Raw genomic sequence first — 24201 nt, forward strand, 5'->3', positions numbered from 1 at the left:
CGGTGAGGTGGTACGCGGGACGCGCGGCCCCCGCCCGTCCCGCGTACCACCTCACCGCACCACCGGCACCGCACCACCGGTCAACTCCACGGAAGGAAGCCCTCGTGGCCACCTCCACCCCGGCAGCCCCCACGGGCGGGCAGCCGCACCCCGCGTCAGCCGGTCCTCCCGGGAAGGGCGGCGCGGGCGGCGGTTCCTCCCGGCAGTCGCGACGCACCCTCATCCACCGCCTCGACCTCGGGGCGATGCCCTACGGATTCATCGCCCCGTTCTTCCTCATCTTCGGGGCCTTCGGCCTCTACCCGCTGCTCTACACCTTCTGGATCTCGCTGCACCGCGTCGAGCTGTCCACGATGCACACGCGGGAGTGGCGCGGCCTCGCCAACTTCACCGACCTGCTCCAGGACGACCTGTTCTGGAACGCGCTGGCCAACACCTTCACCATCGGTGTCATCTCCACCGTGCCGCAGCTGCTGATGGCGCTCGGCCTGGCCCATCTGCTCAACTACCGGCTGCGCGGCTCCGTGTTCTTCCGGGTCGCCGCCCTCGCCCCCTACGCCACGTCGATCGGCGCCGCCGCCCTGGTCTTCACCATGCTGTTCGAGCGCGACTTCGGCATGGTCAACTGGGCGCTCGGACTCGTCGGGGTCGACTCCATCGACTGGTCGAGCGAGAAGTGGCCCGCCCAGTTCGCCATCTCCACCATCGTGATCTGGCGCTGGACCGGCTACAACGCGCTGCTCTACCTGGCCTCCATGCAGGCCATCCCGAGGGACCTCTACGAGGCGGCGGCGATCGACGGCGCCTCGCGCTGGCAGCAGTTCCGCACGGTCACCATCCCGGGCATCAGCGCCACGATCATCTTCACCATCGTGCTCTCCACGATCGGGGCCACCCAGCTCTTCGGCGAACCGCTGATCTTCGGACAGGGGCCGAACGGGGTCAGCGGCGGCGCCGACAACCAGTACCAGACGCTCGGCCTGCTGCTCTACGAAGAGGGCTGGAAGAACTACCAGATGGGACGGGCCTCCGCGATCGCCTGGGCCATGTTCCTCATCCTCATCCTCGTCTTCGTCCTCCAGCGCGTCATCGGGCGCGTCACATCCCGCAAGTCCTGACCAGGGAGCCAGCAGCCCATGACCACCGATATCGCACCGGTCCTGGCGGACGCGCAGGACCGGACCACATCCTCGCGCCCCGCCGAGCGCCGGTTCGGCCGCGCGCTGCGGCCGGGCGCGGGCCGCCAGCACCACGCCGGTCCGCTCGCCTACGTCCTGCTCGGCTTCGCCGCCCTGGTCTCCCTCTTCCCCCTCTACTGGACGATGGTGGCCGCCTCCACCACCAACACCCGGGTCACCCAGAGCCCGCCGCCCTTCCTCCCCGGCCCGAACCTGTTCAAGAACCTGGGCAAGGCGTGGACCGACGCCTCCATGGGCCAGGCGATGATGAACAGCCTGATCGTGGCGGGCGTGATCGCGCTCTCGACGGTCTTCTTCGCGACCCTGGCCGGCTTCGCCTTCGCCAAGCTCCGTTTCAAGGGCCGTAACGCCCTGCTGATGCTGGTCATCGGCACGATGATGGTCCCGCCCCAGCTCGGCGTCGTCCCGCTGTTCATGATGATGGCCGACCTCGGCTGGGGCCAGAAGCTGCCCTCCGTGATCTTTCCGACGCTGGTCAGCGCGGTCGGGGTCTTCTTCATGCGGCAGTACCTCAAGGAGGCGCTGCCCGACGAGCTGATCGAGGCCGGACGGATCGACGGCGCGCACTCGCTGCGGATCTTCTGGTCCATCGTGCTGCCGATCGCCCGGCCGCCGATGGCCGTTCTGTTCATGATCACGTTCGTGCAGGCGTGGAACGACTTCTTCTGGCCCTTCATCGCCCTCGACATGACCAATCCGACGGTGCCGGTCGCGCTCACCCAGCTCAGCGCGGGCTATGTCAGGGACCAGTCGGTGATCATGGCGGGCGCGCTCCTCGGCACGCTGCCCCTGCTGGTGATGTTCATGGTCTTCGGCCGTCAGATCGTCGGCGGCATCATGCAGGGGGCCGTCAAGGGCTGACCCTCCGGCAGGGCGACCGCCCGTCACCTCCACCCCCGTTCCACCGTTTCCCGTACACCGTCAGTCTTCTCTGCGGAAGGACCCCTGTGGCCACCTCCACCTCCACCGCCGCGCTCGCCCCCGGACAGCTCCCGGACCCCGCGGCGCCCCTCACCTTCCCCGCCGGCTTCCTGTGGGGGACCGCGACAGCGGCCTACCAGATCGAGGGCGCCGCCCAGGAGGACGGCCGCACCCCCTCCATCTGGGACGTCTACTCCCACACGCCGGGCCGGGTGCGCAACGGCGACACCGGCGACGTCGCCACGGACCACTACCACCGCTGGGCCGAGGACATCGAGATCATGTCCGGCCTCGGTGTCGGCGCCTACCGCTTCTCGGTCTCCTGGCCCCGCGTCCAGCCCACCGGCAACGGCCCCGCCTCGCAGAAGGGGCTCGACTTCTACCGGCGGCTGGCCGACGGGCTGCTGGAGAAGGGGATCCAGCCCGTCGCCACCCTGTACCACTGGGATCTGCCGCAGGAGCTGGAGGACGCGGGCGGCTGGCCCGAGCGGGACACCGCCTACCGCTTCGCCGAGTACGCGGGCATCGTCGCCGACGCGCTCGGCGACCGGGTCAACACCTGGACGACGCTCAACGAGCCCTGGTGCAGCGCGTTCCTCGGCTACGCCTCCGGCGTCCACGCCCCGGGCCGTACCGACGCCGCCGATTCGCTGCGGGCGGCGCACCACCTCAATCTCGGCCACGGTCTGGCGGTCACGGCACTGCGCGAGCGGCTGTCCACCGACGCGCAGGTCTCCGTCACGCTCAATCTGCACCACGTACGGCCGCTGACGCCGAGCGCGCAGGACGCCGACGCGGTGCGCCGCATCGACGCCACGGCCAACCGGATCTTCACCGGCCCCATGCTGGAGGGCGCCTACCCGCAGGACGTCATGGCGGACACCGCGTCCCTCACCGACTGGTCCTTCGTCCAGGACGGCGATCTCGCCCTCATCCACCAGCCGCTCGACTTCCTCGGCGTCAACTACTACTCGCCCACCCTCGTCTCGCACCACGAGGGCCCGGCCGTCCACGGCTCCGACGGTCACGGCGCGAGCGAGCACAGCCCGTGGCCGAGCGCGGACCGGGTCGCGTTCCACCAGACCCCCGGCAGCAGGACCGCCATGGGCTGGACCATCGACCCCAACGGCCTGTTCGAACTGCTGACGCGGGTGCGGAAGGAGCACCCAGGTCTGCCCGTGATGATCACCGAGAACGGCGCGGCCTTCGACGACTACGCGGGACCCGACGGCGAGGTCCGCGACCCCGAGCGCATCGCCTACCTGCGCGACCACCTCGCCGCCGTCCACCGCGCGATCGAGGAGGGGGCGGACATCCGGGGCTACTTCCTGTGGTCGCTGCTCGACAACTTCGAGTGGGCGTACGGCTACGGCAGGCGCTTCGGGATGGTGTACGTGGACTACGCGAGCCAGCGCCGTACCCCCAAGGCCAGCGCGCACTGGTACGCCGAACTGGCCCGCACGGGCACGCTGCACCAGCGGTAGCGGGCGCGGCGGGCGGCGGGGCGGCGAGACGATGCCCGGGTCTCGCCGCCCCGCCCGCGCCCCCGCCCGCTCCCCGAACCGGCAGGGGAGTTGACCGGGCGGTTGAGCGGAGCATGGCGAGTCTTTGAGCGTCCCTTGGCCAACGCATGTCCCCTTGATGAAGAGTTGGCCGAAAGAGTGATCCCTTGTCGTGCGGCCGCCGACCATCCGGTGCGCCGCACCCGTTCACTCACACGCAGGGGGTTCCATGAGATCCAGCCGACCGCGCCTGCGCGCCAAACTGACCTGGGCGGCGACACTGCCGATGGTCGTCGGCGCCCTCGCACTCGGCATACCGTCCGCGGGCGCCGACACCGGCCCCGCCGGACGCGACGCACTCGCCGGCGCCAAGCCGCGCTGGGCGACCCCGGGAGCCGACCGCGGCAGTACGCCCGGCTCCGCCCGGATCACCGCCCGCGTCCACCTCGCGGGCCGGGACGCCGCCGGGCTCGCCGCCTACGCCCGAGCCGTCTCCGACCCCGGATCCGCCTCGTACGGCGCCTATCTGAGCGCACGTCAGACCGAGGAACGCTTCGGCGCCACGGTCGCCCAGCGCTCCCGCGTCACCTCCTGGCTGACCTCCGCGGGACTGAAGGTGACCGGCTCCGACCGGCACCACGTCACGGTCAGCGGCACCACCACCGCCATGGAGAGGGCCTTCTCCACCCGGCTGCGCAACTACGCCAAGGACGGCCACACCTACCGCGCGCCCGAGTCCGCGCCCTCGGTGCCCGACTCGCTGAACGGCGCGGTCCTCACCGTCACCGGCCTCGACAACGCGCCCCACAAGGCACGCCACGACGACACACTGCCCCCGCCCGACGAGGTCTTCCGCAACGCCGGACCGTTCTCCACGTACTACGGGTCGCGCACCGACCCGAAGCTGCCGTCGGCGTACGGCGCCAAGGCCCCCTACGCGGTCAAGGGCTACACGGGCAAGCAGCTGCGCTCCGTCTACGGCGCGAAGAACTTCACCGGCAAGGGCGTCACCGTCGCCATCACCGACGCGTACGCCTCGCCCACCATCGCGGGCGACGCCGCCACCTACGCCCGGCGCAACGGCGACCAGCCCTACCGCAGGGGCCAGTTGTCCCAGGTGCTGCCCGCCGACTACCACAGCACCGAGGAGTGCGGCGCCTCCGGCTGGTACGGCGAGGAGACCCTCGACGTCGAGGCCGTCCACGCGCTCGCGCCCGACGCCGGCATCGTCTACGTCGGCGCGTCCTCCTGCTACGACGACGACCTGCTCGACTCCCTGTCCACGATCGTCGACGGCCGGCTCGCCGACATCGTCTCCAACTCCTGGGGCGACCTGGAGTCCAACGAGACCCCGGCCGCGGCGGCCGCCTACGACCACGTGTTCCAGCTCGGCGCCGTCGAGGGCATCGGCTTCTACTTCTCCTCGGGCGACGACGGCGACAACGTCGCCTCCACCGGCGTCAAGCAGGTCGACATGCCCGCGAACTCCGCCTGGGTGACCGCCGTGGGCGGCACCTCGCTCGCCGTCGGCAAGCACGACACCTACCAGTGGGAGACCGGCTGGGGCACCCTGAAGGCCAACCTCTCGGCCGACGGCCGCGGTTGGACGGACTTTCCGGGCGCCTACACCTCGGGGGCCGGGGGCGGCACCAGCGCCGCCGTTCCGCAGCCCTACTACCAGCGGGGCACCGTCCCCGACGCCCTCGCCAAGGCGAACGGCCGCACCCGGATGCGGACCACCCCCGACATCGCCGCCGTCGCCGACCCGAACACCGGCTTCCTCGTCGGCCAGACGCAGACCCTGGCCGACGGGACCCTGGGATACGACGAGTACCGCATCGGCGGGACCTCACTGGCCGCACCGGTCGTCGCGGGCGTCCAGGCGCTCGCCCAGCAGGCCCGCCGCGGAGTGCCGATCGGCTTCGCCAACCCCGCGATCTACCAGCGGTACGGCACATCGGCCTACCACGACGTGACCGACCTTCCGCTGGGCGCGGGCCGGCGGCTCGCGGTCGCACGGAACGACTACGTGAACGGCCAGGACGCCACGGACGGGATCGCCACCTCGCTGCGCAGCCTCGGCCGGGACAGCTCGCTGTCCGCCGTCGTCGGATACGACAACGTGACGGGCGTCGGCAGCCCGGCGCCGGGATACGTGACCTCGTACCGGGGGCGCTGAGCGGCCCGCGCCGACCCCGTGGCCCCCGTGCGGCAGCGCGGGGGCCACGGCCCTGTCCCGGGACGGCGGGTGCGCGGGTGCGCGGCCCCGCCGCCCCGCCGGGACGGGGGACAGGACCTACGCTGGGCGGACCCGTAGGCGATGAGGAAGAGGCAGACCCGTGACCACTGCTCCGGTCCATCCGCTCGACGACGGCGGCGCCCTGCCCGCCGTCGGGCTCGGCACCTACCCGCTCGACGACACCGAGGCGGAGAAGGCCGTCGCCGGGGCGCTGGGGCTCGGCTACCGGCTGGTCGACACCGCGCTGAACTACGGCAACGAGACGGGCACCGGGCGCGGTGTCGCCGCGAGCGGGGTGGCGCGCGAGGACATCGTCGTGACCACCAAACTTCCCGGCCGCCACCACGGCTACCAGGAGACCCTCGCCTCCTTCGAGGAGTCCCGCGCGCGGCTCGGACTCGACTACGTCGACCTGTACCTCATCCACTGGCCGCTGCCGCGCCAGGACAAGTACGTCGCCTCCTGGAAAGCGATGATCAAGCTGCGCGAGGACGGACTCGTGCGCTCCATCGGCGTCTCCAACTTCACCGCGGAGCATCTCGCGAGGCTGGAACAGGAGACCGGCGTGCTGCCCTCGGTCCACCAGATCGAGATGCACCCCGGCTTCCCACAGGCGGCGCTGCGCGCCACGCACGACGCCAAGGGCATCCGCACCGAGAGCTGGAGCCCGCTGGGCCGGGGCCGGGGGCTGCTGGAGCGGCCGGAGATCGCGGCGATCGCCGCCGCCCACGGGGTCACCCCGGCGCAGGTGGTGCTGCGCTGGCACACCCAGCTCGGCGCGGTCCCGATCCCGAAGTCCGCCGACCCCGCCCGGCAGCGGCAGAACCTGGACATCTTCGGCTTCCGGCTGACCCGGGAGGAGATGGAGACGGTCTCGGCCGGTCCGCACCGCAGGCTCGGCGGGGACCCCGAGGAGCACGAGGAGTACTGAAACGCCGCGCGCCCGGCACCGGCACCGGCACCGGCACCGGCACCGGCACCGGCACCGGCACCGGCACCGGCACCGGCACCGGCACCGGTACCGGCATCAGCTCCGGCACCGCGCACGGCCCGGCCGCTCACCGCCCGCGGCGCTCCCAGGCGCGCCGCTCGTCGTCCCGGGGAGCCCGCACCACGACCGGCCCTCGCGGACCGTACGTCATGACGGGGCGCGAGCCGTCCCAGGCGGGCCAGCCGGGGTCACCCGTGACCGCGAAGTCCACCCACGCGCGGTGCATGGCGTCGGCGAGGCCGACCGGCGCGCCGGGCCCGGTCAGCCGCAGCGTCGCCGGTGTGCGCAGGGTGTCGAAGACGAAGCCGATCTCCATGCCGTGGCAGGCACCGAGCCCCTGGACCGGCGAAGGCCAGCCGAACTCGTAGAAGTACGTGGCGGCGGGGGCCGCGCGGCGGGCGTCGGCGAGCCGGTTGAGCGGAACGCGCAGCAGCAGATCGGTGGCGAGCACGCCGAGGATCTCCCCGGGCCCGGCGCCGGGGCGGTTGGCCCGGTAGACGGCGGCGGTCCGCCCCCGTATCCCGAATCTGACCATGGCCAGCCGCAGCGCGAGCGGGGTGATCCGCTCGATCAGTCCGCTCGGCACGAACCAGAGCCGGTACTCGTCGGTGGTGGTGCCCAGCAGCAGCTCCACCTCCCCGGCCCGCCCCTCGGCCAGCGCCCGCGCCGGGTCCTCGGGGAGCACCTCGCCGTCCACGACCAGGTCGAAGCCCACGCCGCCGCCCAGCGGACTGCCCCCGACGGCCGCCGCCTGAGCGCGCAGCAGCCGGGCGCGGTCCACCGCGGCGAACGCCGCCGCGGTGGCCGGCACGCCCAGCCGCGCGGCGACGCGCCGGGTGGTGCGGCGGGCCCTGGCCGGGGACACGGCCGAGGGGACACCGCTCTGCAGCACCGCCCGGCGCAGCAGCCCGGCCGAACGGGGGGACGCCAGCATCCCGGCTATGGAGAACGCGCCCGCGGACTCCCCGAAGACGGTGACCAGCTCCGGATCGCCGCCGAACGCCGCCACGTTGCGCCGCACCCACGCGAGGGCCGCGAGCTGGTCGCGCAGGCCCAGGTTGACGGGGGCGTCCGGGAACACTCCGAAGCCCTCGATCCCCAGCCGGTAGTTGACCGAGACCAGGACCACCCCGTCCCTGGCGAAGGCGCCGCCGTCGTACGTCTCCACGGCCGACGAGCCGTAGCGCAGCGAACCCCCGTGGATCCAGACCATCACCGGCAGTCCGGCGCCGCCCGGATCCGGCGTCCACACATTGAGGTTGAGACAGCCGTCGCCCGCCACCTCCGGATCCGGCAGCAGCCGGTCCAGCGGCGGCGGGTAGGGGTTCTTGGGCGCCGTGGGGCCGAAGACGTCGGCCTCCCGCACCCCGTCCCAGGGCGCCGGAGCGACCGGCGGCCGGAACCGGTGCGGCCCGACGGGCGCCGCCGCGTACGGAATGCCGCGGAAGACGGCGACGCCGTCCTGCGTCCGCCCGCGCACCCGGCCGTGCTCGGTGGTGACGATGGGGTCCATGGCGCTCCTCGTCCCTCGCGCGGTCGGGCGCCCGGTGGCCGCCCGGGACGGGCGAGCCGCCGCGTCGACGCGCTCCGCTCACCGCCACTCTTTCCGGCCGCCGGGGCCGCGACACGTACCGGACCGGACGGACCGCGCGGGAGCGGACGTACCGGACCGGACGGACCGGACGCGACGGACCGCGCGGGACCGCACGCGCCGGGCGTGTCCACCACCAGATCACGGCCGGGCGCCGGCCACCAGCCGTGGCGCCGCGGCCCCGCGCCTTCGGTGCGTCGTCGCGCCGCTGCCACCGGGCCGTGGTGATCGCTTCGCCTGCCGTCCATCCCCTCCTGCGAGCCTCCTCGCATGCTCGCTCTGAGCGCCGACGTGACCCCGCGCCGCTGCCGGACGCTCGGGCTCGTGGGGTCCCTCGCGCTCACCGCCGGCGGACTGACCGCGGGCGCCCTGCCGGTGGGCGGGACACCGTCGGCCGCCTCGGGCCGGGCCGCGCTCGGACTGCTCGGCGCGTACTTCGGGCTCGTCCTGCTGGTCGCGGCGTGGTGGTGGCCGGGCCGCGCGGTGCGCGGTCCGCGCCCGCCCGCGCCGCGCGAACTGCTGACGACGCTCGCGGTATGGGCGGCGCCGCTGATCGTCGGACCGCCGCTGTTCAGCCGGGACGTCTACAGCTATCTGGCGCAGGGCGCCATGGCCGGGGCCCGGATCGACGTGTACACCCACGGACCCGCCTGGCTGGACGGACCGCTGGCGGGGGAGGTGGCGCCCGTGTGGCGGCACAGCCCCGCGCCGTACGGGCCGGTCTTCCTGGCCGTCGCGGAGCGGACCGCCGGCCTCGCCCGCGTCGATCTGTCCACTGCCCTGCTCGGGATGCGGCTGGTCGCGCTCTGCGGCGTCGGACTGATGATCGTCTGCCTGCCCGCGCTCGCCGACCGCTGCGGCGTCGACCGGTCCGCCGCGCTCTGGCTCGGCGCCCTCAACCCGCTCGTCCCGCTCCACCTCGTCGCGGGCTCGCACAACGACGCGCTGATGCTCGGGCTCCTCGGCGCCGGACTCGTGGCCGCCCTGGGCCGCGCCGGGTCCGGCGCCGTCCTCGGCGCGAACACCTACGTCTGGATCACCCTCGGACTGCTGCCGGCGGGGGCGGGCCGGGGCCGGGGCGAGCGCCACTCGACGAGCAGCAGGCTGGCATCGTCGCGCAGCGCGTTCTTCTGGAGATCGAGGATCGCGTGGATGATCCGGCGCAGCGCCTCGGGCGCCAACTCGCCCGCCGCCGCGCCCCGGATGATCGAGTCGGTGAAGCGGCGCAGCCCGAACTCCGAGCCGCCCTCGATCCGGGACTCCGTCACGCCGTCCGTGTACAGCAGGACCCGGTCACCCGGCTCCAGAAGCACTTCGTAGGCGGCACGCGGCTCGGTGGCGAACTGGGCGGGCAGCCCCATCGGCGGCTGCGCGGGGCGCTCCAGCGCCCCTTCCACCACCCGCTTGCCGCGGATCAGCAGCGGCGGCGGATGGCCGCAGTTGCACCAGCGGAAGATCCCCTCCGTCAGGTCCAGCTGCGCGACGACTCCCGTGCAGTACTGGTCGGGCAGCCACCGGCCCAGCGCCCGGTCGATCGTGTCGACCAGCTCCGGCAGCTCGGCCCCGGCACGCCGGGCGTTGCGGCAGCCCGCCATGGCCACCGTGGTGGTCAGCCCGGAGGCCAGGTTGTGGCCCATCGCGTCGAAGATCGCGGCGTGCAGGGTCGACTGGGTCAGGGAGTGGTCGAAGGCGTCCCCGCCGATGTGGTAGGCGGGCTCCAGCACGGCGGTGGAAACGGCGTGTTCGCCGCCGATGGTCCGCGGCGGGAGCAGGGCGCGGAGCATCTCCGCGGGCAGGTCCATCGGTTCGGTACGCGAGTGCCGCGCGAAGCTGTCGCTGTACGCGCGTTTCGAGGTGATCGCCATGGCCAGGACGGAGCCGAGCATCCGGCAGCGCCGCAGCCGTACGGGGTCGAGCGCGATGGTCCGTACGCCGAGGATCCCGAGCCGCTCCGCCCCGTCGACCAGCGGCAGCCAGACGGTGAGCACACCGTCGTCGCGCTCCTCGACCCGCAGATCGAGCGTCCGGTAGGTCCAGCCCGCGGCCGTGGAGTCCAGGTCGATCGTGGGCAGACCGTGCGTCAGCGGTATCAGATGCCGCTGCTGGATGTCGACGAGATAGACGACGAGGCCCTCCAGCCCGATGGCGACCGCGCAGCGGTCCGCCAGCTCGGGGAGGTCCATCGGGGCCGCCGCGTGCGCCTCGGCCAGCAGCTTGTCGAGCAGCCGCTCGTCGAGGCCCTCCCGCTCGGCCCCGCCGGAAGATGGGCTCGCCATGCGATCAACTCCTCATCTGAAGTCTCACACCACCGCGCCGGAATCGCCCGCCGTCCCGGGCACGGATCGGCTCGGAACGCCGTCTTCCTGGGAAGAGCGGACGCTCTGCGTATATCGGGGTATATGTATGCCTGGGTATACGTGCGACATGGAGGGGCAGGTGGACCGTATGTCCGATCACTTCCAGATCCCCAGGACGACTTCCCAGGACACACAGGACCGGCAGCGGACCCGGGCGGTCCCACGGGCCACCCGCCGGGCCCCGAAGGCGGGCCGCCGGGTGTGGCGCGTCGGCGCGGTGGCGCTGAGCGCGACGGTGCTCGCCGTCGCCACGGCCGCCTGCGGAGCCGGTGGCGGCACCTCGGGCGACGGTGCGGCGGCGGGCTCCGACAGCCCGTCCTCGGCGAGCGGCGCATCCCCCACCACCCCCGCCGATCCCACCACCGCCACCTCCCCGGCGGCCGGTGGCGGGTCGCGGTCGCCGTCGGCCGCCTCCGAGCCCGCCGCCCAGTCGGCGAGCGGCGGGACGAGGACCGCCGCGGCCTCACGGTGCACGGCCGACCAGCTCGGGATCAGTCTCAGCGCCCCGGACGTGGGCGCGGGCAACATCCGCTACGACCTGCGGCTCGTCAACAAGGCGTCCGGCGCCTGCACGCTCCAGGGCTTCCCCGGCGTCTCGCTCCTCGCGGGCGACGGCGCCACCATCGGGCAGCCGGCCACCCGCGAGGGCGGGCAGCTCGGCGCCGTGAGGCTCGCCGCCGGAGGCACCGCGCAGACCACGCTGCACACGCTGAACAAGGGCATCAAGGGGTCGTCCTGCTGGGCCGCGCCGAGCCTGATCAAGATCTATCCGCCGGGCTCCAAGGACGCCATGACCCTGAGTTCCTCCAAGCCGGTCGTCTGCGGCGACACCTTCACCGTGACGGCCATGCGGGCGGGCTGACCGGCGCGTCGTCACACGCGCGTCACACCTGGCCGAACACCTGCGCCCAGTAGGTACCGGCCGGGCCGCCGCCCGCGAACCCCGTGCCCAGATGGGTGAAGTCCGGTGCGAGGATGTTGGCCCGGTGACCAGGACTGTCCATCCAGCCCCGGACCACCTCGCGCGCCGTGCGCTGGCCGCAGGCGATGTTCTCGCCGACGCCCCGGTGGGCGGCTCCGGCCGCCGCCGCGCGGTCCCACGGCCGGTGCCCCTCCGGCGAGGTGTGCGCGTAGAAGGCGCGGTCCGCCATGTCGGCGCAGTGGCCCTGGGCCGCCGCCGCCAGCCGGGCGTCGTCCGCCAGCGGCCGGAGCCCGGCGGCGGCCCGCTCGGCGTTGGTGAGCGCGACGATCTCGGCCGTGGTCCCGGCCAGCCCGGCGAGCGTGAACGGCCCCGCCCACAGCGCCGTCCAGTAGAAGTCGCCCGAGCGCGCGTCGACCGCGTGGCCCACGCCCGCCTCGGTGAGGCCGGGATCGCGCAGCGGAGCGCGGGTCGCCGGATCGCCCAGGCAGTAGTCCACGAACTCGGCCGGGCCGCGGGGCCCGGAGACCAGCTGCTGCTCCAGGCGCAGATAGCGGTATCCACCGGCCGTGATCCGCTGGAAGACGGACCCTAGTGGACCGGCGCCGCCCGCGCGCGGCGCTGCTCGGGCAACGTCGCGCGGGGGGCGGCTGGTTCCGCGCGGCCGGACGGGGCCCGCGGTCCGGACCGCGGGCGGAGCCGTCGGCGGGAGCGTCGGCGGCTGCCGTCGGGGGAGCCGTCAGTGGGAGCAGGACTCCCGCGCCATCTTGCCGGGGTTGCTGTCGGCGCTGCCCCAGGCGGCGGCGTTCGCGTCGAACCTCTGCTGGAGCGCGCTGTCCCTGGCGACCTCCACCAGACCGCCGCCCTGGTCCGCCCAGGACGGATAGTCGGCGGCCCGGTACTCGTCGGTGTAGGCGGAGATGACGTCCTTGCGGCCGCCCTGGTTGTTGTACATCGAGTGGCTGCCGTACCCCACGAAGATCCGGGGGTGCTCCAGCCCCTTCGCGGCGTGTCCCCTGTCGCGGTTCCAGCTCTCCGCGTCGGCCCACGACACGACGCGGTGGCCGCCGTGCGCGCTCAGCAGCAGCCGGTCCCTGGTCCAGTCGGTCCCGTTCTTGCGCCAAACCACCTCGACGTGCTCGAAGTCGTGCCGGTGTCCCGAGGGCTTGAAGCCGCTGGTGGCCTGATAGAGGGTGAAGACGACGCGGATCTCGTCGGAGGAGCACTTCTGGGCGGTGTAGTACGTGGGGAACGGCGCCCCGTGCGGAGCGCAACCGCCGTCGCTGTTCGGCCAGTTCTGCACGCCGCCGCCGGTGGCCGGTGCGCCGTCGGGGCCGAAGGCGGACTCCGGCCAGCAGGGGTCGTTGTTGTTGGCCCGCGCGAAGTTCCACTGCGGGACGGACGCGGCGGCGAAGTCCCCCAGGGTGGCCGGGCCCTCGGGGAGCGGCTCGTTGGCGGCGGCGCCCGGCGCCGGCAGCAGGAGCAGACCCGCGATCAGTGACGCGGCGGCGAGCGAGCCGGTCAGGAGGCGGCGGGGGCGATGTGGCATCGGATCTCCTCGTGCTCAGGGGGAAGCGTGCGGCCTGCGATGTGGCGGTGCCCGGTGAGGCACCGGCAACAGGGTAGGGACGCCGAACTCCGGGAACCAGGGCCCCCCTTCGGGCGGTGGCGCCGCAGGTCACCCGGGTGGGAGGAGGGCCGCGACCGAGCCGGTGAGGCGGCCGAACGGGACAAGTCGCGACATCGATGCAGATATGGATCATTCGATCACGCCATGTACGACACCTTTATCAACAAGTGATCGACGCGGTGTATGTACAGGCCGATTCTGGCCATAGTGTCGCCACCATAAACACACGGGTTCTACACATAATTCACCTGGAGTGGAGGGCGCACCGCTCATGCAGGGCACCATCGATGGATTCAATTACGGAGCCGTCACGCCGGTGGCGGCCTATGTCATGGCCTGCCTGGGGTCGGCTCTGGGGCTTCGCTGCACCACCAGGTCGCTGCGGACGGAACGGTCCTGGAAGCCCGGATGGCTGGCGCTCGGCGCGACGTCCATCGGCTCGGGGATCTGGACGATGCACTTCATCGCCATGATCGGGTTCCAGGTCAAGGAGGTGCCGATCGGCTACGACGTGCCGACGACCCTGGCCAGCCTCGCGGTGGCCATCGTCGTGGTCGGCATCGGGGTCTTCATCGTGGGCTACCGCGGCGCGTCCCGGGGCGCGTTGCTGAGCGCGGGCGTCCTGACCGGCCTCGGAGTGGCCGCCATGCACTACCTCGGCATGGCCGGGATGCGGCTGCACGGCCGGATGGAGTACGACGCCACGGTCGTGGTGCTCTCCGTGCTGGTCGCCATCGTGGCCGCGACCGCCGCGCTCTGGGCGGCCGTGTCGGTCCACGGCTTCCTGGCGAGCCTCGGGGCGAGCATGGTGATGGCCGGTGCCGTGACCGGAATGCACTACACGGGGATGGCCGCGATCAGCGTGCATCTCCAGGGGCTCACCGGGGTCTCCGCGGGTGGTGGTTCCGCCGCGTCGATCATGTTCCCCATGCTGCTCGGCCCGGTGGTCTTCCTGGTGCTGGCGGGCGTCGTCGTGATGTTCGACCCGCTGCTCGTCCTCGGCGAGGGGGAGTGGGACCGGCCCCAGGCGAAGGGGGCCGTACGGAACGGCCCGCCGGCCCGTCCGGTGTGGCCGCCGTCCCACGACGCGACGACGGACCGTCGGCCCGCGTCGGCGCCGCTCGCGGGGCCGGGCCGCCATCAGGGCTCGCGGGACGCCCGCGACTGGTAGTCGTCGCCGCCCCGGTACCGCCCGTGCGGTCCCGGGGCGAGCCGGTCAGCCGGTCAGCCGGTCGGTCGGTCGGCCGGTCAGTCGGACGGGCGGTCGTCGGAGTCGATGGACTCCCGCAGCCGCGCGTTGGCCATGCGCATGTGCTCGGCCATGGCCTCGTTGGCCGCGTCGGGATCGCGGTCGCGGATCGCGGCCAGCACGGCGTCGTGCTCGCACAGCGTGCCGCTCACCGTGCCCTCCAGATCGCTGACCCGTTCCATCCACACCTGTAGCAGCGCCCGGATGCTGTGCAGGATGTCGCTGAGCACCGAGTTGCCCGCGATGGTCGCCGTCTCCAGATGGAAGGCGATGTCCGCGTCGATGAACGACGCGGCGTCCGTCCCCGCGTCGCGCATCCGGCGCAGATGGTCCTCCAGCCGCACCACGTCCTCGTCGACGGCGCGTTCCGCCGCCAGCCGCGCCGAGACCCCTTCCAGGTGTGTGCGCACCTCCACCAGGTCCTGGGTGCGCCGCTGGCCGAGCATGAGGCCCCAGTTGATGGCGCGCGGCAGGAACTCCGAGGTCCCCTCGCGTACGTACGAACCCGACCCGGGCCGGATCTCCACGATGCCGAGTACGTCGAGCGCCGAGAGGGCGCCCCGCACGCTGGAGCGCGCGACGCCCAGCGCCTCGGCGAGCTGACGCTCGGCGGGCAGCCGGGTGCCGGGCTTGATGTCACCCGCGGAGAGGTGGTCGAGGAGCCGCTTGGCGACCTCGCTGACCGAGGACTCGCGCACGACAGGGCGGAGCAGCTGGGCGAGATCCGACGACGGGGACGCGGGCTGAGCGGGCTGACTGGTCACGGTCACCAGTACACCAGATGGGTGTTCTCGCTGTTCAGTGGCGTCCTGAGTCGTCTCATTCTCGACCGTTCCGCGTTGTTGTCAAGAGAGATCCAGGTCACACGAAGAGTGACCCTCGCCACATTGGTCAATTGGTGACCAATTTTCTTCTGGGGGTTACGTTGAAGACACATCAGCCGGTCGAGCGGGTGCCGCGTCTTCGCGCCACGATCGCTGCCGACTATGACCCGAGTCCGGACGGAGCTGTCCGGCGCAGCCGAGGGAGTCACCATGGGTGCCACCACCGCGCCTCCATCCGCCGTGGAGAGATCAGCGATCAGGAAGGTCTCGATCCGGCTCGTCCCCTTCGTGGCCCTGATGTTCTTCGTGAACTATCTGGACCGCACCGCCGTCTCCTTCGCGGAGCCGAACGGGATGGGGAAGGACCTGGCGCTCACCGCGGCGCAGTTCGGATTCGCCTCCGGGGTCTTCTTCATCGGATACATCGTTCTCGAAGTCCCCAGCAACATGGCGCTGCACCGCTTCGGCGCCCGTCGCTGGCTCGCCCGCATCATGGTGACCTGGGGCATCGTCTCCCTGCTGTTCACCTGGGTGCAGAGCAGCGAGCAGCTCTACGGCCTGCGCTTCCTGCTCGGTGTCGCCGAGGCGGGCTTCTTTCCCGGCGCGATCCTCTTCCTGAGCCAGTGGGTGCCCACCCGGCACCGTACGAAGGTCCTCGCCCTCTTCTACCTCGCGCAGCCGCTCACCACCGTCATCGGCGCCCCGCTCGCGGGCTGGCTGATCGGCCACCACGGACTGTTCGGCCTAGAGGGCTGGCGCGTGATGTTCCTGTTCGTGTCGATCCCCGCGATCCTCCTGGGCGTCATCGCCTGGTTCTATCTGATCGACCGGCCCGCCGACGCGAAGTGGCTGAACGCCGCCGAGAAGGAGTGGCTGACCTCCGAGCTGGCCGCCGAGAACGCCACCAAGACGGGCAGTACGCCGAGCAGCCACGGCCGCGAGGCGCTGAAGGAGGCCTTCAGCAGCGGCCGGGTCTGGATCCTCGCGATGGTCTACTTCGGATTCATCTACGGCCTGTACGCCCTCGCCTTCTTCCTGCCGACGATCATCGAGGGCTTCCAGGAGAGCTTCGGCACGTCGTTCAGCGTCATGGAGAAGGCGCTCATCACCGCCATCCCCTATCTCCCGGCGGCCGTCGTCCTCTTCTTCTGGTCGCGGCACGCCACCCGGCACTCCACGCGCACCTGGCACATCGCGGGTCCCGCCGTCATCGGCGGCATCTCGATCCCGCTCGCCCTCTACATGGACTCACCGGCGGCGACCATCGCCGTGATCACCGTGACGGCCTGCTCGATCTTCGCCGCGCTGCCCGTCTTCTGGTCGATCCCCTCCCGGTTCCTGACCGGCGCCGCCGCCGCCGCGGGCATCGCGCTGATCAACACGATGGGCAATCTCGCGGGCTTCGCCGCCGGATACATCACGGGCTGGCTGAAGGACTTCAGCGGCAGCTACACCCTCTCCATGTTCGTCGTGGGCGGCTTCATGCTGCTGTCCGCCGTGCTCATGGTGATCCTGGCCCGGCGCCGGCCCACCGACCCCTCCGACCCCGCGGACCAGCCGCTTCTTGAGGTGCACTGAGATGACCCGCTTGTTCAACGACCCCGCCGCCTTCGCCGACGAGGCGCTGGAGGGCTTCGTCCTGGCCCACCGCCGCTGGGTGCGGCCGGTGTCGGGCGGTGTCGTACGGTCCGTACCTGCCGCCCCCGGGCAGGTCGCCGTCGTGATCGGCGGCGGCTCGGGCCACTACCCGGCCTTCTCCGGCCTGGTCGGCCCCGGCCTCGCCCACGGCGCGGCCGTCGGCAACGTCTTCGCCTCGCCGTCCGCCCGGCAGATCCGCACCGTCGCGAAGAGCGCCCACACCGGCGGCGGCGTGCTGCTGATGTACGGCAACTACGCCGGGGACGTGCTGCACTTCGGGCAGGCCGCCGAGCAGCTCAACGCCGAGGGCGTGGAGACCCGCTGCCTCGCGGTCACCGACGACATCTCCAGCGCGGGCGCCGAGGACCTGGACAAGCGACGCGGTATCGCCGGTGACCTCCCGGTGTTCAAGGCCGCCGCCGCGGCGGCCGAGGAGGGCCGCCCGCTGGCGGAGGTGGTCCGGGTCGCCCGGCACGCCAACGCCCGCACCCGCTCCTTCGGCATCGCCTTCAGCGGCTGTACGCTGCCCGGCGCCGACCACCCGCTGTTCACCGTGGCCGAGGGCCGGATGGCCGTCGGCCTCGGCATACACGGCGAGCCCGGCATCGGTGAGCAGGACGTGCCCAGCGCCGACGAGGCCGCCGAACTGCTGGTCTCCGCCCTGCTCGCCGAACTGCCCGAGGGCGTGGACCAGGCGCGCGGACAGCGGGCCGCCGTCATCCTCAACGGGCTCGGCGACGTCAAGTACGAGGAACTCTTCGTCGTCTACCGGCAGGTCGCCGGGCTGCTCGCCGAGGCGGGCGTCGAGACCGTCGACCCCGAGGTCGGCGAACTCGTCACCAGCTTCGACATGGCCGGGGTGTCGCTCACCCTGTGCTGGCTCGACGACGAACTCGAAACCCTGTGGACCGCCGGGGCCGACACCCCCGCCTACCGCAAGGGCGACGCCCGCGCGAGCGCCGGCCGCACCGACGCCGCGGAACAGCGCGACGAGACGGCCGAAGCCGTACCCCCCGCCACCGAGGAGTCCCGCGCGGCCGCCCGCACCGCTCTCGCCGCGCTGACCGCGATCCGCGACACGGTCGACGAGAACGCCGAGGAGCTGGGCCGCGTCGACGCCGTCGCCGGCGACGGCGACCACGGCATCGGCATGAGCCGCGGCTCCGGAGCCGCGCACCGGGCCGCCGCCGCGGCGGTCGAGGCGGGCGCGGGCGCGGGCACCGCCGTCGGCGCCGCCGCCGACGCCTGGTCCGACCGGGCGGGCGGCACCTCCGGCGCACTGTGGGGCGTGCTCCTGAACGCCGTCGCCGCCGCGCTCGGCGACACCGACAGGCCCACCGCCCGCACCGTCGCCGACGGTGTCGGCGAAGCCTCCGCCGCCGTACGGCGCCTGGGCGGCGCCGAGGTCGGCGACAAGACGATGGTCGACGTCCTCGTCCCCTTCGCCGAGACCCTCGCCACCGCGACCGCCGAGGGCGAGGCCCTCGCCCCGGCCTGGGACCGCGCCGCTACCGCCGCGGAGGCGGCCGCGAAGGCCACCGCCGATCTCGTACCGCGCATGGGCCGCGCCCGTCCGCACGCCGAACGGTCCCTGGGCACCCCGGACGCCGGTGCCCACTCCCTGGCCCTGATCGTCCGCGCCGTGCACGGCGTGCTCGCCGCGCCCACCGGCCGCTGAAACCCACCCACCGAGGAGCACCCCCCCCCATGAGCGACAAGCTGCGGATCGTCGTCGGCTCGGACGACGCCGGCTACGACTACAAGGAAATACTCAAGCGGGACCTGGGCGCGAACGCCCTGGTCGCCTCCGTCACCGACGTCGGCGTCGACGCCGACGGCCACACCGCCTACCCGACCATCGCGATCGCCGCCGCCGAGATGGTCGCGCGCGGCGAGGCCGACCGCGCCCTGCTCGTCTGCGGCACCGGCCTCGGCGTGGCGATCGCCGCCAACAAGGTCAAGGGCATCAGGGCCGTCACCGCCCACGACTCCTTCTCCGTCGAGCGCGCGGTCCTCTCCAACAACGCCCAGGTCCTCACCTTCGGACAGCGCGTCGTCGGCGTGGAGCTGGCCCGCAGGCTGGCCGCCGAGTGGCTGACCTACCGCTTCGACGAGTCCTCCGCCTCCGCGGCCAAGGTCCAGCTGATGAACGACTACGAGACCGACGAGGAAGCCGCCGCCTGATGTCCGCACCCACCCTGCTCGGGGTGAGCCTGAAGATGTACTTCGGACATCACGAGACCCTCAACTGGGCCCGCCGCATCGGCGAGATCGCCGCCACGCACCCGGCCGTCACCGGCGGCCTCACCGAGCTGTTCGTGCTGCCCGCCTTCCCCGCGATCGTCCCGCTCGGCTCCGTCCTCGCCGGTACGGGCGTACGGGTCGGCGCCCAGGACCTCGCCACCGACGACCGGGGCCCCTTCACCGGCGAGGTCTCCGGCCCGTACCTCAAGGAGATCGGCTGCTCCTACGCCGAGGTCGGCCACGCAGAGCGGCGCCGCCTCTTCGGCGAGGGCGACACGGTGGTCGCCGCCAAGACCGCCGCCGCGCTGCGCAACGGACTCACCCCCGTGCTCTGCGTCGGCGAACTCGACCGGGTCGGCCCGGCCGAGGCCGCGGCCCGTACCGTCGCCGAACTGGAGCGCGTGCTCGCCACCGCCGCGCACGACGGCGGGGCCGACGGCGAGATCGTCGTCGCCTACGAGCCCCAGTGGGCCATCGGCGCGCCGGAACCCGCCTCCCCCGAGCACATCGGCACCGTCTGCGCGGCCCTCGGCGCCTGGCTGGCCGAGCGCCCGCGCCACGCCGGCAGCCGGGTGATCTACGGCGGCAGCGCGGGCCCCGGGCTCCTGGGCCGTCTCGGCCCCGGAGTCGACGGACTGTTCCTCGGGCGTTTCGCCCACGACCCGCACGCCGTCGAGCGCATCCTCGACGAGATGAGCGACCGGGCCGCCGAGAAGGAGCACGCCTGATGGCCTACGGACTGAGCACCTACGCCTACTTCTGGCGCGTCTCCTCCCGCGCGCCCGAGCCCCTCACCGTGGAGCGGATGCTCCACAACACCCGTGAACTGGGCGGCGACGTCTTCCAGATCTGCGACTACCCGCTGATCGAGACCTTCGACGACGCCCGCCTCGCCGGTATCCGCCGCCTCGCCGAGGACCTGGACATCACCCTGGAACTCGGCACCCGCGGCATCCGGCAGGACCGCCTCGCCACCTATCTCGGCCTCGCGGACAAGCTCGGGGTCACCTTCGTCCGCTCCATGTTCAACACCGCCGACCACCGCCCCGACGCCGCCGAGGCGACGGAGCTGCTGCGCGCGAGCGTCCCGTCCTACGCGGCCCGGGGCGTCACGCTCGGCCTGGAGACCTACGAACAGGTCTCCACCGACGACCTCCTCACCGTGGTCCGCGCCGTCGACAGCCCCCACCTGGGAGTCGTGCTCGACCCCGGCAACTGCGTGGCCCGGCTGGAACGCCCCAAGGACGTCGTCGCCGCCACCGCGCCGTACGTCGTCAACATCCACGTCAAGGACTTCGCCTTCACCCGCAGGGACGGCTGGGTGGGCTTCACCTACGCCGGCTGCCCGCTCGGCGAGGGCCTCCTCGACTACGCCCACCTGGTGGAGACCGTACGGCCCGAGCAGCGCGGCATCAACCAGATCGTCGAGCACTGGCTTCCCTGGCAGGACGACGGATTCGAGACCACTGCCGGGATCGAGGACCAGTGGACCCGGCACTGCATCAGCACACTTCAGAGGAGCAAGTAATGGCCACCGAGAACAAGACCGTCGCCGTCATCGGCGCCGCTGGCAAGATGGGCCAGCGCGTCTCCAACAACCTCGTCAAGAGCGACTTCCGGGTGCTGTTCGCCGAGAACTCGCCCCAGGGCCAGGAGCTGATCCGCGGACTCGGCCGTGAGCTGACCGACTCCGAGGAGGCCGCCGCCCAGGCCGACGTGCTCATCCTCGCGGTGCCCGACATCGTCCTCGGCAAGGTCTCCGAGCTGCTCGTCCCCGCCATGAAGCCCGGCGCGGTGCTGCTCACCCTCGACCCCGCCGCCGCCTACGCGGGCCTGCTGACCCGCCGCGACGACGTGCACAACGCGGTGGCCCACCCCTGTCACCCCTCGGTCTTCCTGGAGCGCACCACCAAGGAGGAGTACGCGGACACCTTCGGCGGCATCGCCGCGCCCCAGGAGGTCGTCGCCTCCTTCGAGGGTCCTGACCCGGCCGTCCAGGAGCTGGCCGAGGCCGTCATCCGCACCATGTACGCGCCCGTCGTGGACGTGCACTGGGTGACCGTCAAGCAGCTCGCCGTCCTGGAGCCCACCCTCGTCGAGACGATCGCCTGCATGGTCGGCGCCCTGCTCACCGAGGCGCTGCACGAGACGGTCCACACCGTCGGTGTCCCGGAGGCCGCCGCCCGCGCGATGCTCCTCGGCCACACGCAGGTCGCGCTCGCCAACACCCTCAAGGGCGACAACCCGTTCTCGGACGCCTGCCTCATCGCCATGGACTACGGCCGTGAGTCGATCGTCAAGGACGACTGGAAGAAGGTCTTCGAGGACGACGAGCTGGACAAGGTGATCACGCGGATGCTGCGGATCAAGGAGATCAAGCGCTGACGCGCCTCCCCTCCAGGACCGCGTGCGGCCTCCCCGGATTCGCTCCGGGGAGGCCGCGCGCACGGGGCGGCGCCGGTCAGTCCGTGACCGTCTCCCAGTCGAGGGTGAAGGTGGCGGGCCCGGCGAACAGCCGGTACTCGGGCAGCACGCCGGGACCGCACGACGCGCTGCCGATGCCCTGGAGCGCGGCGTCCAGACTCAGCTGGACGGTGTCACGGCGCACCAGGTCCGTGGGGTGGCGCGCCGCGTCCAGGTCCTCGCTGGTCCACGGGCGCGCGGCGAGGGCGAACGGCACGGGCCCGCTGATCCGCAGCCCCGCGCCGCCCGTACGGTCCGTCAGCAGCGCCCAGCGGACGCCGGTCCTGCTGCCGTTCTCCTGCGGGAAGAGATACGGGGTCTGCAGGTCGTCCAGCGAAGCGGCGAACCGGCCGATCCGCGCGGCGGTACGGGTGTCGGGGTACGCCTCGTGCGGCCCGCCGCCGAACCAGCCGACCGTGTCCAGCGTCCCCGGCACGGCGGCGCGCAGCCCGAGGCGCGGCAGCGGCAGGTCCCAGGAGCCGACCGGCCGCACCTCCAGGGTCAGCCGCAGTGTTCCCGGCCGGTCCTCGGGCGCGCTCCAGCGGTACACCGCCATCATGGCGGCGTCGGTACCGGCGGCGGCCACCCGGGTGGTCACGGTCAGCCCCTCGTCGCCGGTCCCGACGGAGAGCACCTTGTGCTCCAGCCGGTCGAGACCCGCCTGCCGCCACTGATCGGCGACCGAACCCTTCCAGCCGCGCAGGTCGTTGTCCGTGGGAGCGCGCCACAGATCCAGCCGCGGGCCCTCGACGGCCAGGTCCCCGATCCGTACGAGACGTCCCGTCCACGCGTCGAAGACGCCCTCGCCCAGGGTGATCAGGGCCTCCCGCTCGGCCGGGCGCGCGCTCCGGCCGGGCGCCGGCGCGGGCGCCGCCGGCGTCAGGAGCGCCTGCCCCCAGGCCACCTCGTGATCGGCGGGCGCCCACGCCTCGTCCTCGGCGAGCCGCGCGCTCACCGTCAGCCACCGCTCGCCGTCCGCCGCCGCGCCGGCTGCCCCGGCCAGCTCCGCGGGCCAGGGCAGCACGGCCGTACCGCCCGGTGCCACGACGGGCGCGGCCAGTTCGCCCCCGGCGCGCGCGACGCCGTCGTCCTCCAGCCGCCAGTGGAAGCGCAGCTGCCCGGTGTCCGCGAAGTCCAGCGTGCTGCGCACCGAGACGGTGCGGGCGTGCGGATCGATCCGTACCGTCACCGGCTCGACGACCTTCTTGAACTCGTGCAGCCCGGGGGAGGGCGTGCGGTCGGGGAAGACCAGCCCGTCGGCCACGAAGTTGCCGTCGTGGACCACCTCGCCGAAGTCCCCGCCGTACGCGAAGAACTCCCGGCCGTCCGGGGTGCGGCGCCGGATGCCGTGGTCGATCCACTCCCAGACGAAGCCGCCCTGGAGCCGGGGATGCTGCTCGAACAGCCGCTGGTACTCGCTCAGTCCACCCGGACCGTTGCCCATGGCGTGCGCGTACTCGCACAGGATGAACGGCAGCGCGCGGCGGTGCTCGTCCAGCGCCGGGTCCTTCGTGGGTTCCTCGGCGCGGCGGCCGATGCGGTCGGTCTCCTCGTGGTCCGCGTACATCCTGCTGTACACGTCGACGTAGCCGCTGTCCCAGTCGCCCTCGTAGTGCACCGGACGCCCCGGGTCGCGCTCGTGCGACCAGTCGGCCATGGCCCGCAGATTGTCCCCGGTCCCGGCCTCGTTGCCCAGCGACCACATGATGACGCTGGCGTGGTTCTTGTCGCGCTCGACCATCCGGCTCATCCGGTCGAGATACGCCTCCCGCCACCGGGGGTCGGCGCTGGGGTTGTCCCGCCAGCCGGTCAGGAAGAAGCCGTGCGTCTCCAGATCGCACTCGTCGACCACCCACAGGCCCAGCTCGTCGCAGAGGTCGAGGAAGCGGGCGTCCGGCGGATAGTGGCTGGTGCGCACCGCGTTGACGTTGTGCCGCTTCATCAGCTCGATGTCGTGGCGCATCGTCTCCGCGCTCAGGGTGCGGCCGGTGTCCGGGTCCCACTCGTGCCGGTTCACCCCGCGCAGCAGGATCGGTGTGCCGTTGACCTTGAGGAGCCCTTCCTCCACCACGACCGTACGGAAGCCGACCCGCAGCCGTACACGTTCGCCCGCCGTGGTCAGTTCCACGTCGTAGAGCCGGGGCGTCTCGGCGGTCCACGGTTCGACGGGGACGCGCGCCCGCTCGCCCACGGCGAGGTCCAGGCCGAGTTCGGCCACCGTGATCCGGCCGGTCGCCTCGGCGTCCACCCGCAGGACACCCTCGCCGCGCGTGTGGTCGTAGTCGGCGTGGACGAAGACGTCGCCCACGCCGTCGAGCGGCCGGTGCAGCAGGGCGACGGAGCGGAAGATCCCGGACATCCACCACATGTCCTGGTCCTCCAGATAACTGCCCGCCGACCACTGGTGCACCCGGACGGCCAGGACGTTGCGGCC

The 24201-nt window shown here is 72.7% G+C and carries 19 protein-coding genes and 1 pseudogene; 14 read left to right on the forward strand and 6 right to left on the reverse strand.

What is annotated here, in order from left to right; genetic code table 11:
• Window positions 1-104: 104 nt before the first annotated feature.
• From DVH02_RS06725 to DVH02_RS06745, 5 genes are all read left to right on the forward strand, one after another.
• A complete protein-coding gene (locus DVH02_RS06725; protein WP_233518076.1) occupies window positions 105-1118 on the forward strand; it encodes a carbohydrate ABC transporter permease in 1014 nt (337 codons plus the stop codon).
• Window positions 1119-1136: 18 nt separating this feature from the next.
• Entirely contained in the window at window positions 1137-2060 is a 924-nt protein-coding gene (locus DVH02_RS06730) for a carbohydrate ABC transporter permease (RefSeq protein WP_114622773.1), read from the forward strand.
• A gap of 86 nt (window positions 2061-2146) precedes the next feature.
• The gene (locus tag DVH02_RS06735; RefSeq protein WP_114622774.1) at window positions 2147-3604 is read left to right on the forward strand and encodes a GH1 family beta-glucosidase; all 1458 of its coding nucleotides are present in this window, start codon (window positions 2147-2149) and stop codon (window positions 3602-3604) included.
• A gap of 247 nt (window positions 3605-3851) precedes the next feature.
• A complete protein-coding gene (locus DVH02_RS06740) occupies window positions 3852-5801 on the forward strand; it encodes a S53 family peptidase (protein WP_114622775.1) in 1950 nt (649 codons plus the stop codon).
• A 160-nt stretch (window positions 5802-5961) separates the two neighbouring features.
• Window positions 5962-6792, forward strand: a complete 831-nt coding sequence (locus DVH02_RS06745; protein WP_114622776.1) for an aldo/keto reductase — start codon at window positions 5962-5964, stop codon at window positions 6790-6792.
• 127 nt (window positions 6793-6919) lie between these two features.
• Here DVH02_RS06745 and DVH02_RS06750 read toward each other — a convergent pair whose 3' ends face one another.
• The gene (locus DVH02_RS06750; RefSeq protein WP_114622777.1) at window positions 6920-8365 is read right to left on the reverse strand and encodes a carboxylesterase/lipase family protein; all 1446 of its coding nucleotides are present in this window, start codon (window positions 8363-8365) and stop codon (window positions 6920-6922) included.
• Between the two features lie 348 nt (window positions 8366-8713).
• On the opposite strand from DVH02_RS06750, the pseudogene mptB reads away from it, so the two are divergent.
• Window positions 8714-9511: pseudogene (mptB, locus tag DVH02_RS06755) on the forward strand (polyprenol phosphomannose-dependent alpha 1,6 mannosyltransferase MptB); the annotation flags it as partial.
• Here mptB and DVH02_RS06760 read toward each other — a convergent pair.
• Entirely contained in the window at window positions 9469-10719 is a 1251-nt protein-coding gene (locus DVH02_RS06760; protein WP_114622778.1) for a PP2C family protein-serine/threonine phosphatase, read from the reverse strand. The pseudogene mptB and the gene DVH02_RS06760 sit on opposite strands and share 43 nt — an antisense overlap.
• A gap of 169 nt (window positions 10720-10888) precedes the next feature.
• Here DVH02_RS06760 and DVH02_RS06765 point away from each other — a divergent pair, with 169 nt between their 5' ends.
• Entirely contained in the window at window positions 10889-11662 is a 774-nt protein-coding gene (locus DVH02_RS06765; RefSeq protein ID WP_158575847.1) for a DUF4232 domain-containing protein, read from the forward strand.
• 22 nt (window positions 11663-11684) lie between these two features.
• Here the strand turns inward: DVH02_RS06765 and DVH02_RS06770 are convergent, their stop codons facing one another.
• Together DVH02_RS06770 and DVH02_RS06775 are read right to left on the reverse strand one after the other, a co-directional pair.
• A complete protein-coding gene (locus tag DVH02_RS06770) occupies window positions 11685-12218 on the reverse strand; it encodes a CAP domain-containing protein (RefSeq protein ID WP_407697595.1) in 534 nt (177 codons plus the stop codon).
• 240 nt (window positions 12219-12458) lie between these two features.
• On the reverse strand, window positions 12459-13268 hold the full coding sequence (locus tag DVH02_RS06775) for an NPP1 family protein (RefSeq protein ID WP_114622781.1): 810 nt from the start codon (window positions 13266-13268) through the stop codon (window positions 12459-12461).
• Between the two features lie 352 nt (window positions 13269-13620).
• On the opposite strand from DVH02_RS06775, the gene DVH02_RS06780 reads away from it, so the two are divergent.
• Entirely contained in the window at window positions 13621-14520 is a 900-nt protein-coding gene (locus tag DVH02_RS06780; RefSeq protein ID WP_114622782.1) for an MHYT domain-containing protein, read from the forward strand.
• A gap of 77 nt (window positions 14521-14597) precedes the next feature.
• On the opposite strand, the gene DVH02_RS06785 is transcribed toward DVH02_RS06780, so the two are convergent.
• Entirely contained in the window at window positions 14598-15368 is a 771-nt protein-coding gene (locus tag DVH02_RS06785) for a FadR/GntR family transcriptional regulator (protein WP_114622783.1), read from the reverse strand.
• A 264-nt stretch (window positions 15369-15632) separates the two neighbouring features.
• Here DVH02_RS06785 and DVH02_RS06790 point away from each other — a divergent pair, with 264 nt between their 5' ends.
• Genes DVH02_RS06790 through DVH02_RS06815 form a run of 6 tightly spaced genes read left to right on the forward strand, consistent with a single transcriptional unit; the run spans window position 15633 to window position 21689 of the window.
• A complete protein-coding gene (locus DVH02_RS06790) occupies window positions 15633-17000 on the forward strand; it encodes an MFS transporter (protein WP_114622784.1) in 1368 nt (455 codons plus the stop codon).
• 1 nt (window position 17001) lies between these two features.
• Window positions 17002-18738: a dihydroxyacetone kinase family protein gene (locus DVH02_RS06795; RefSeq protein ID WP_114622785.1), complete on the forward strand. Its 1737-nt coding sequence runs from the start codon at window positions 17002-17004 to the stop codon at window positions 18736-18738.
• A gap of 29 nt (window positions 18739-18767) precedes the next feature.
• Window positions 18768-19244, forward strand: a complete 477-nt coding sequence (locus DVH02_RS06800) for a ribose-5-phosphate isomerase (RefSeq protein WP_114622786.1) — start codon at window positions 18768-18770, stop codon at window positions 19242-19244.
• Complete coding sequence (locus DVH02_RS06805; RefSeq protein WP_114622787.1) at window positions 19244-20032, forward strand: triose-phosphate isomerase family protein; 789 nt, start codon at window positions 19244-19246, stop codon at window positions 20030-20032. Before DVH02_RS06800 ends, DVH02_RS06805 begins: the two co-directional genes overlap by 1 nt.
• Window positions 20032-20832 carry a sugar phosphate isomerase/epimerase family protein gene (locus DVH02_RS06810; protein WP_114622788.1) on the forward strand — a complete coding sequence of 267 codons (801 nt, stop codon included), beginning with the start codon at window positions 20032-20034 and terminating at the stop codon, window positions 20830-20832. The genes DVH02_RS06805 and DVH02_RS06810 overlap by 1 nt, the downstream gene beginning before the upstream one ends.
• Complete coding sequence (locus DVH02_RS06815; RefSeq protein WP_114622789.1) at window positions 20832-21689, forward strand: phosphogluconate dehydrogenase C-terminal domain-containing protein; 858 nt, start codon at window positions 20832-20834, stop codon at window positions 21687-21689. Before DVH02_RS06810 ends, DVH02_RS06815 begins: the two co-directional genes overlap by 1 nt.
• 76 nt (window positions 21690-21765) lie before the next feature.
• Here DVH02_RS06815 and DVH02_RS06820 read toward each other — a convergent pair.
• The coding region (locus DVH02_RS06820; RefSeq protein WP_114622791.1) for a glycoside hydrolase family 2 TIM barrel-domain containing protein at window positions 21766-24201 on the reverse strand (2436 nt) is incomplete at its 5' end.

Source organism: Streptomyces corynorhini (assembly GCF_003346515.1).
Classification (GTDB): Bacteria; Actinomycetota; Actinomycetes; order Streptomycetales; family Streptomycetaceae; genus Streptomyces; species Streptomyces corynorhini.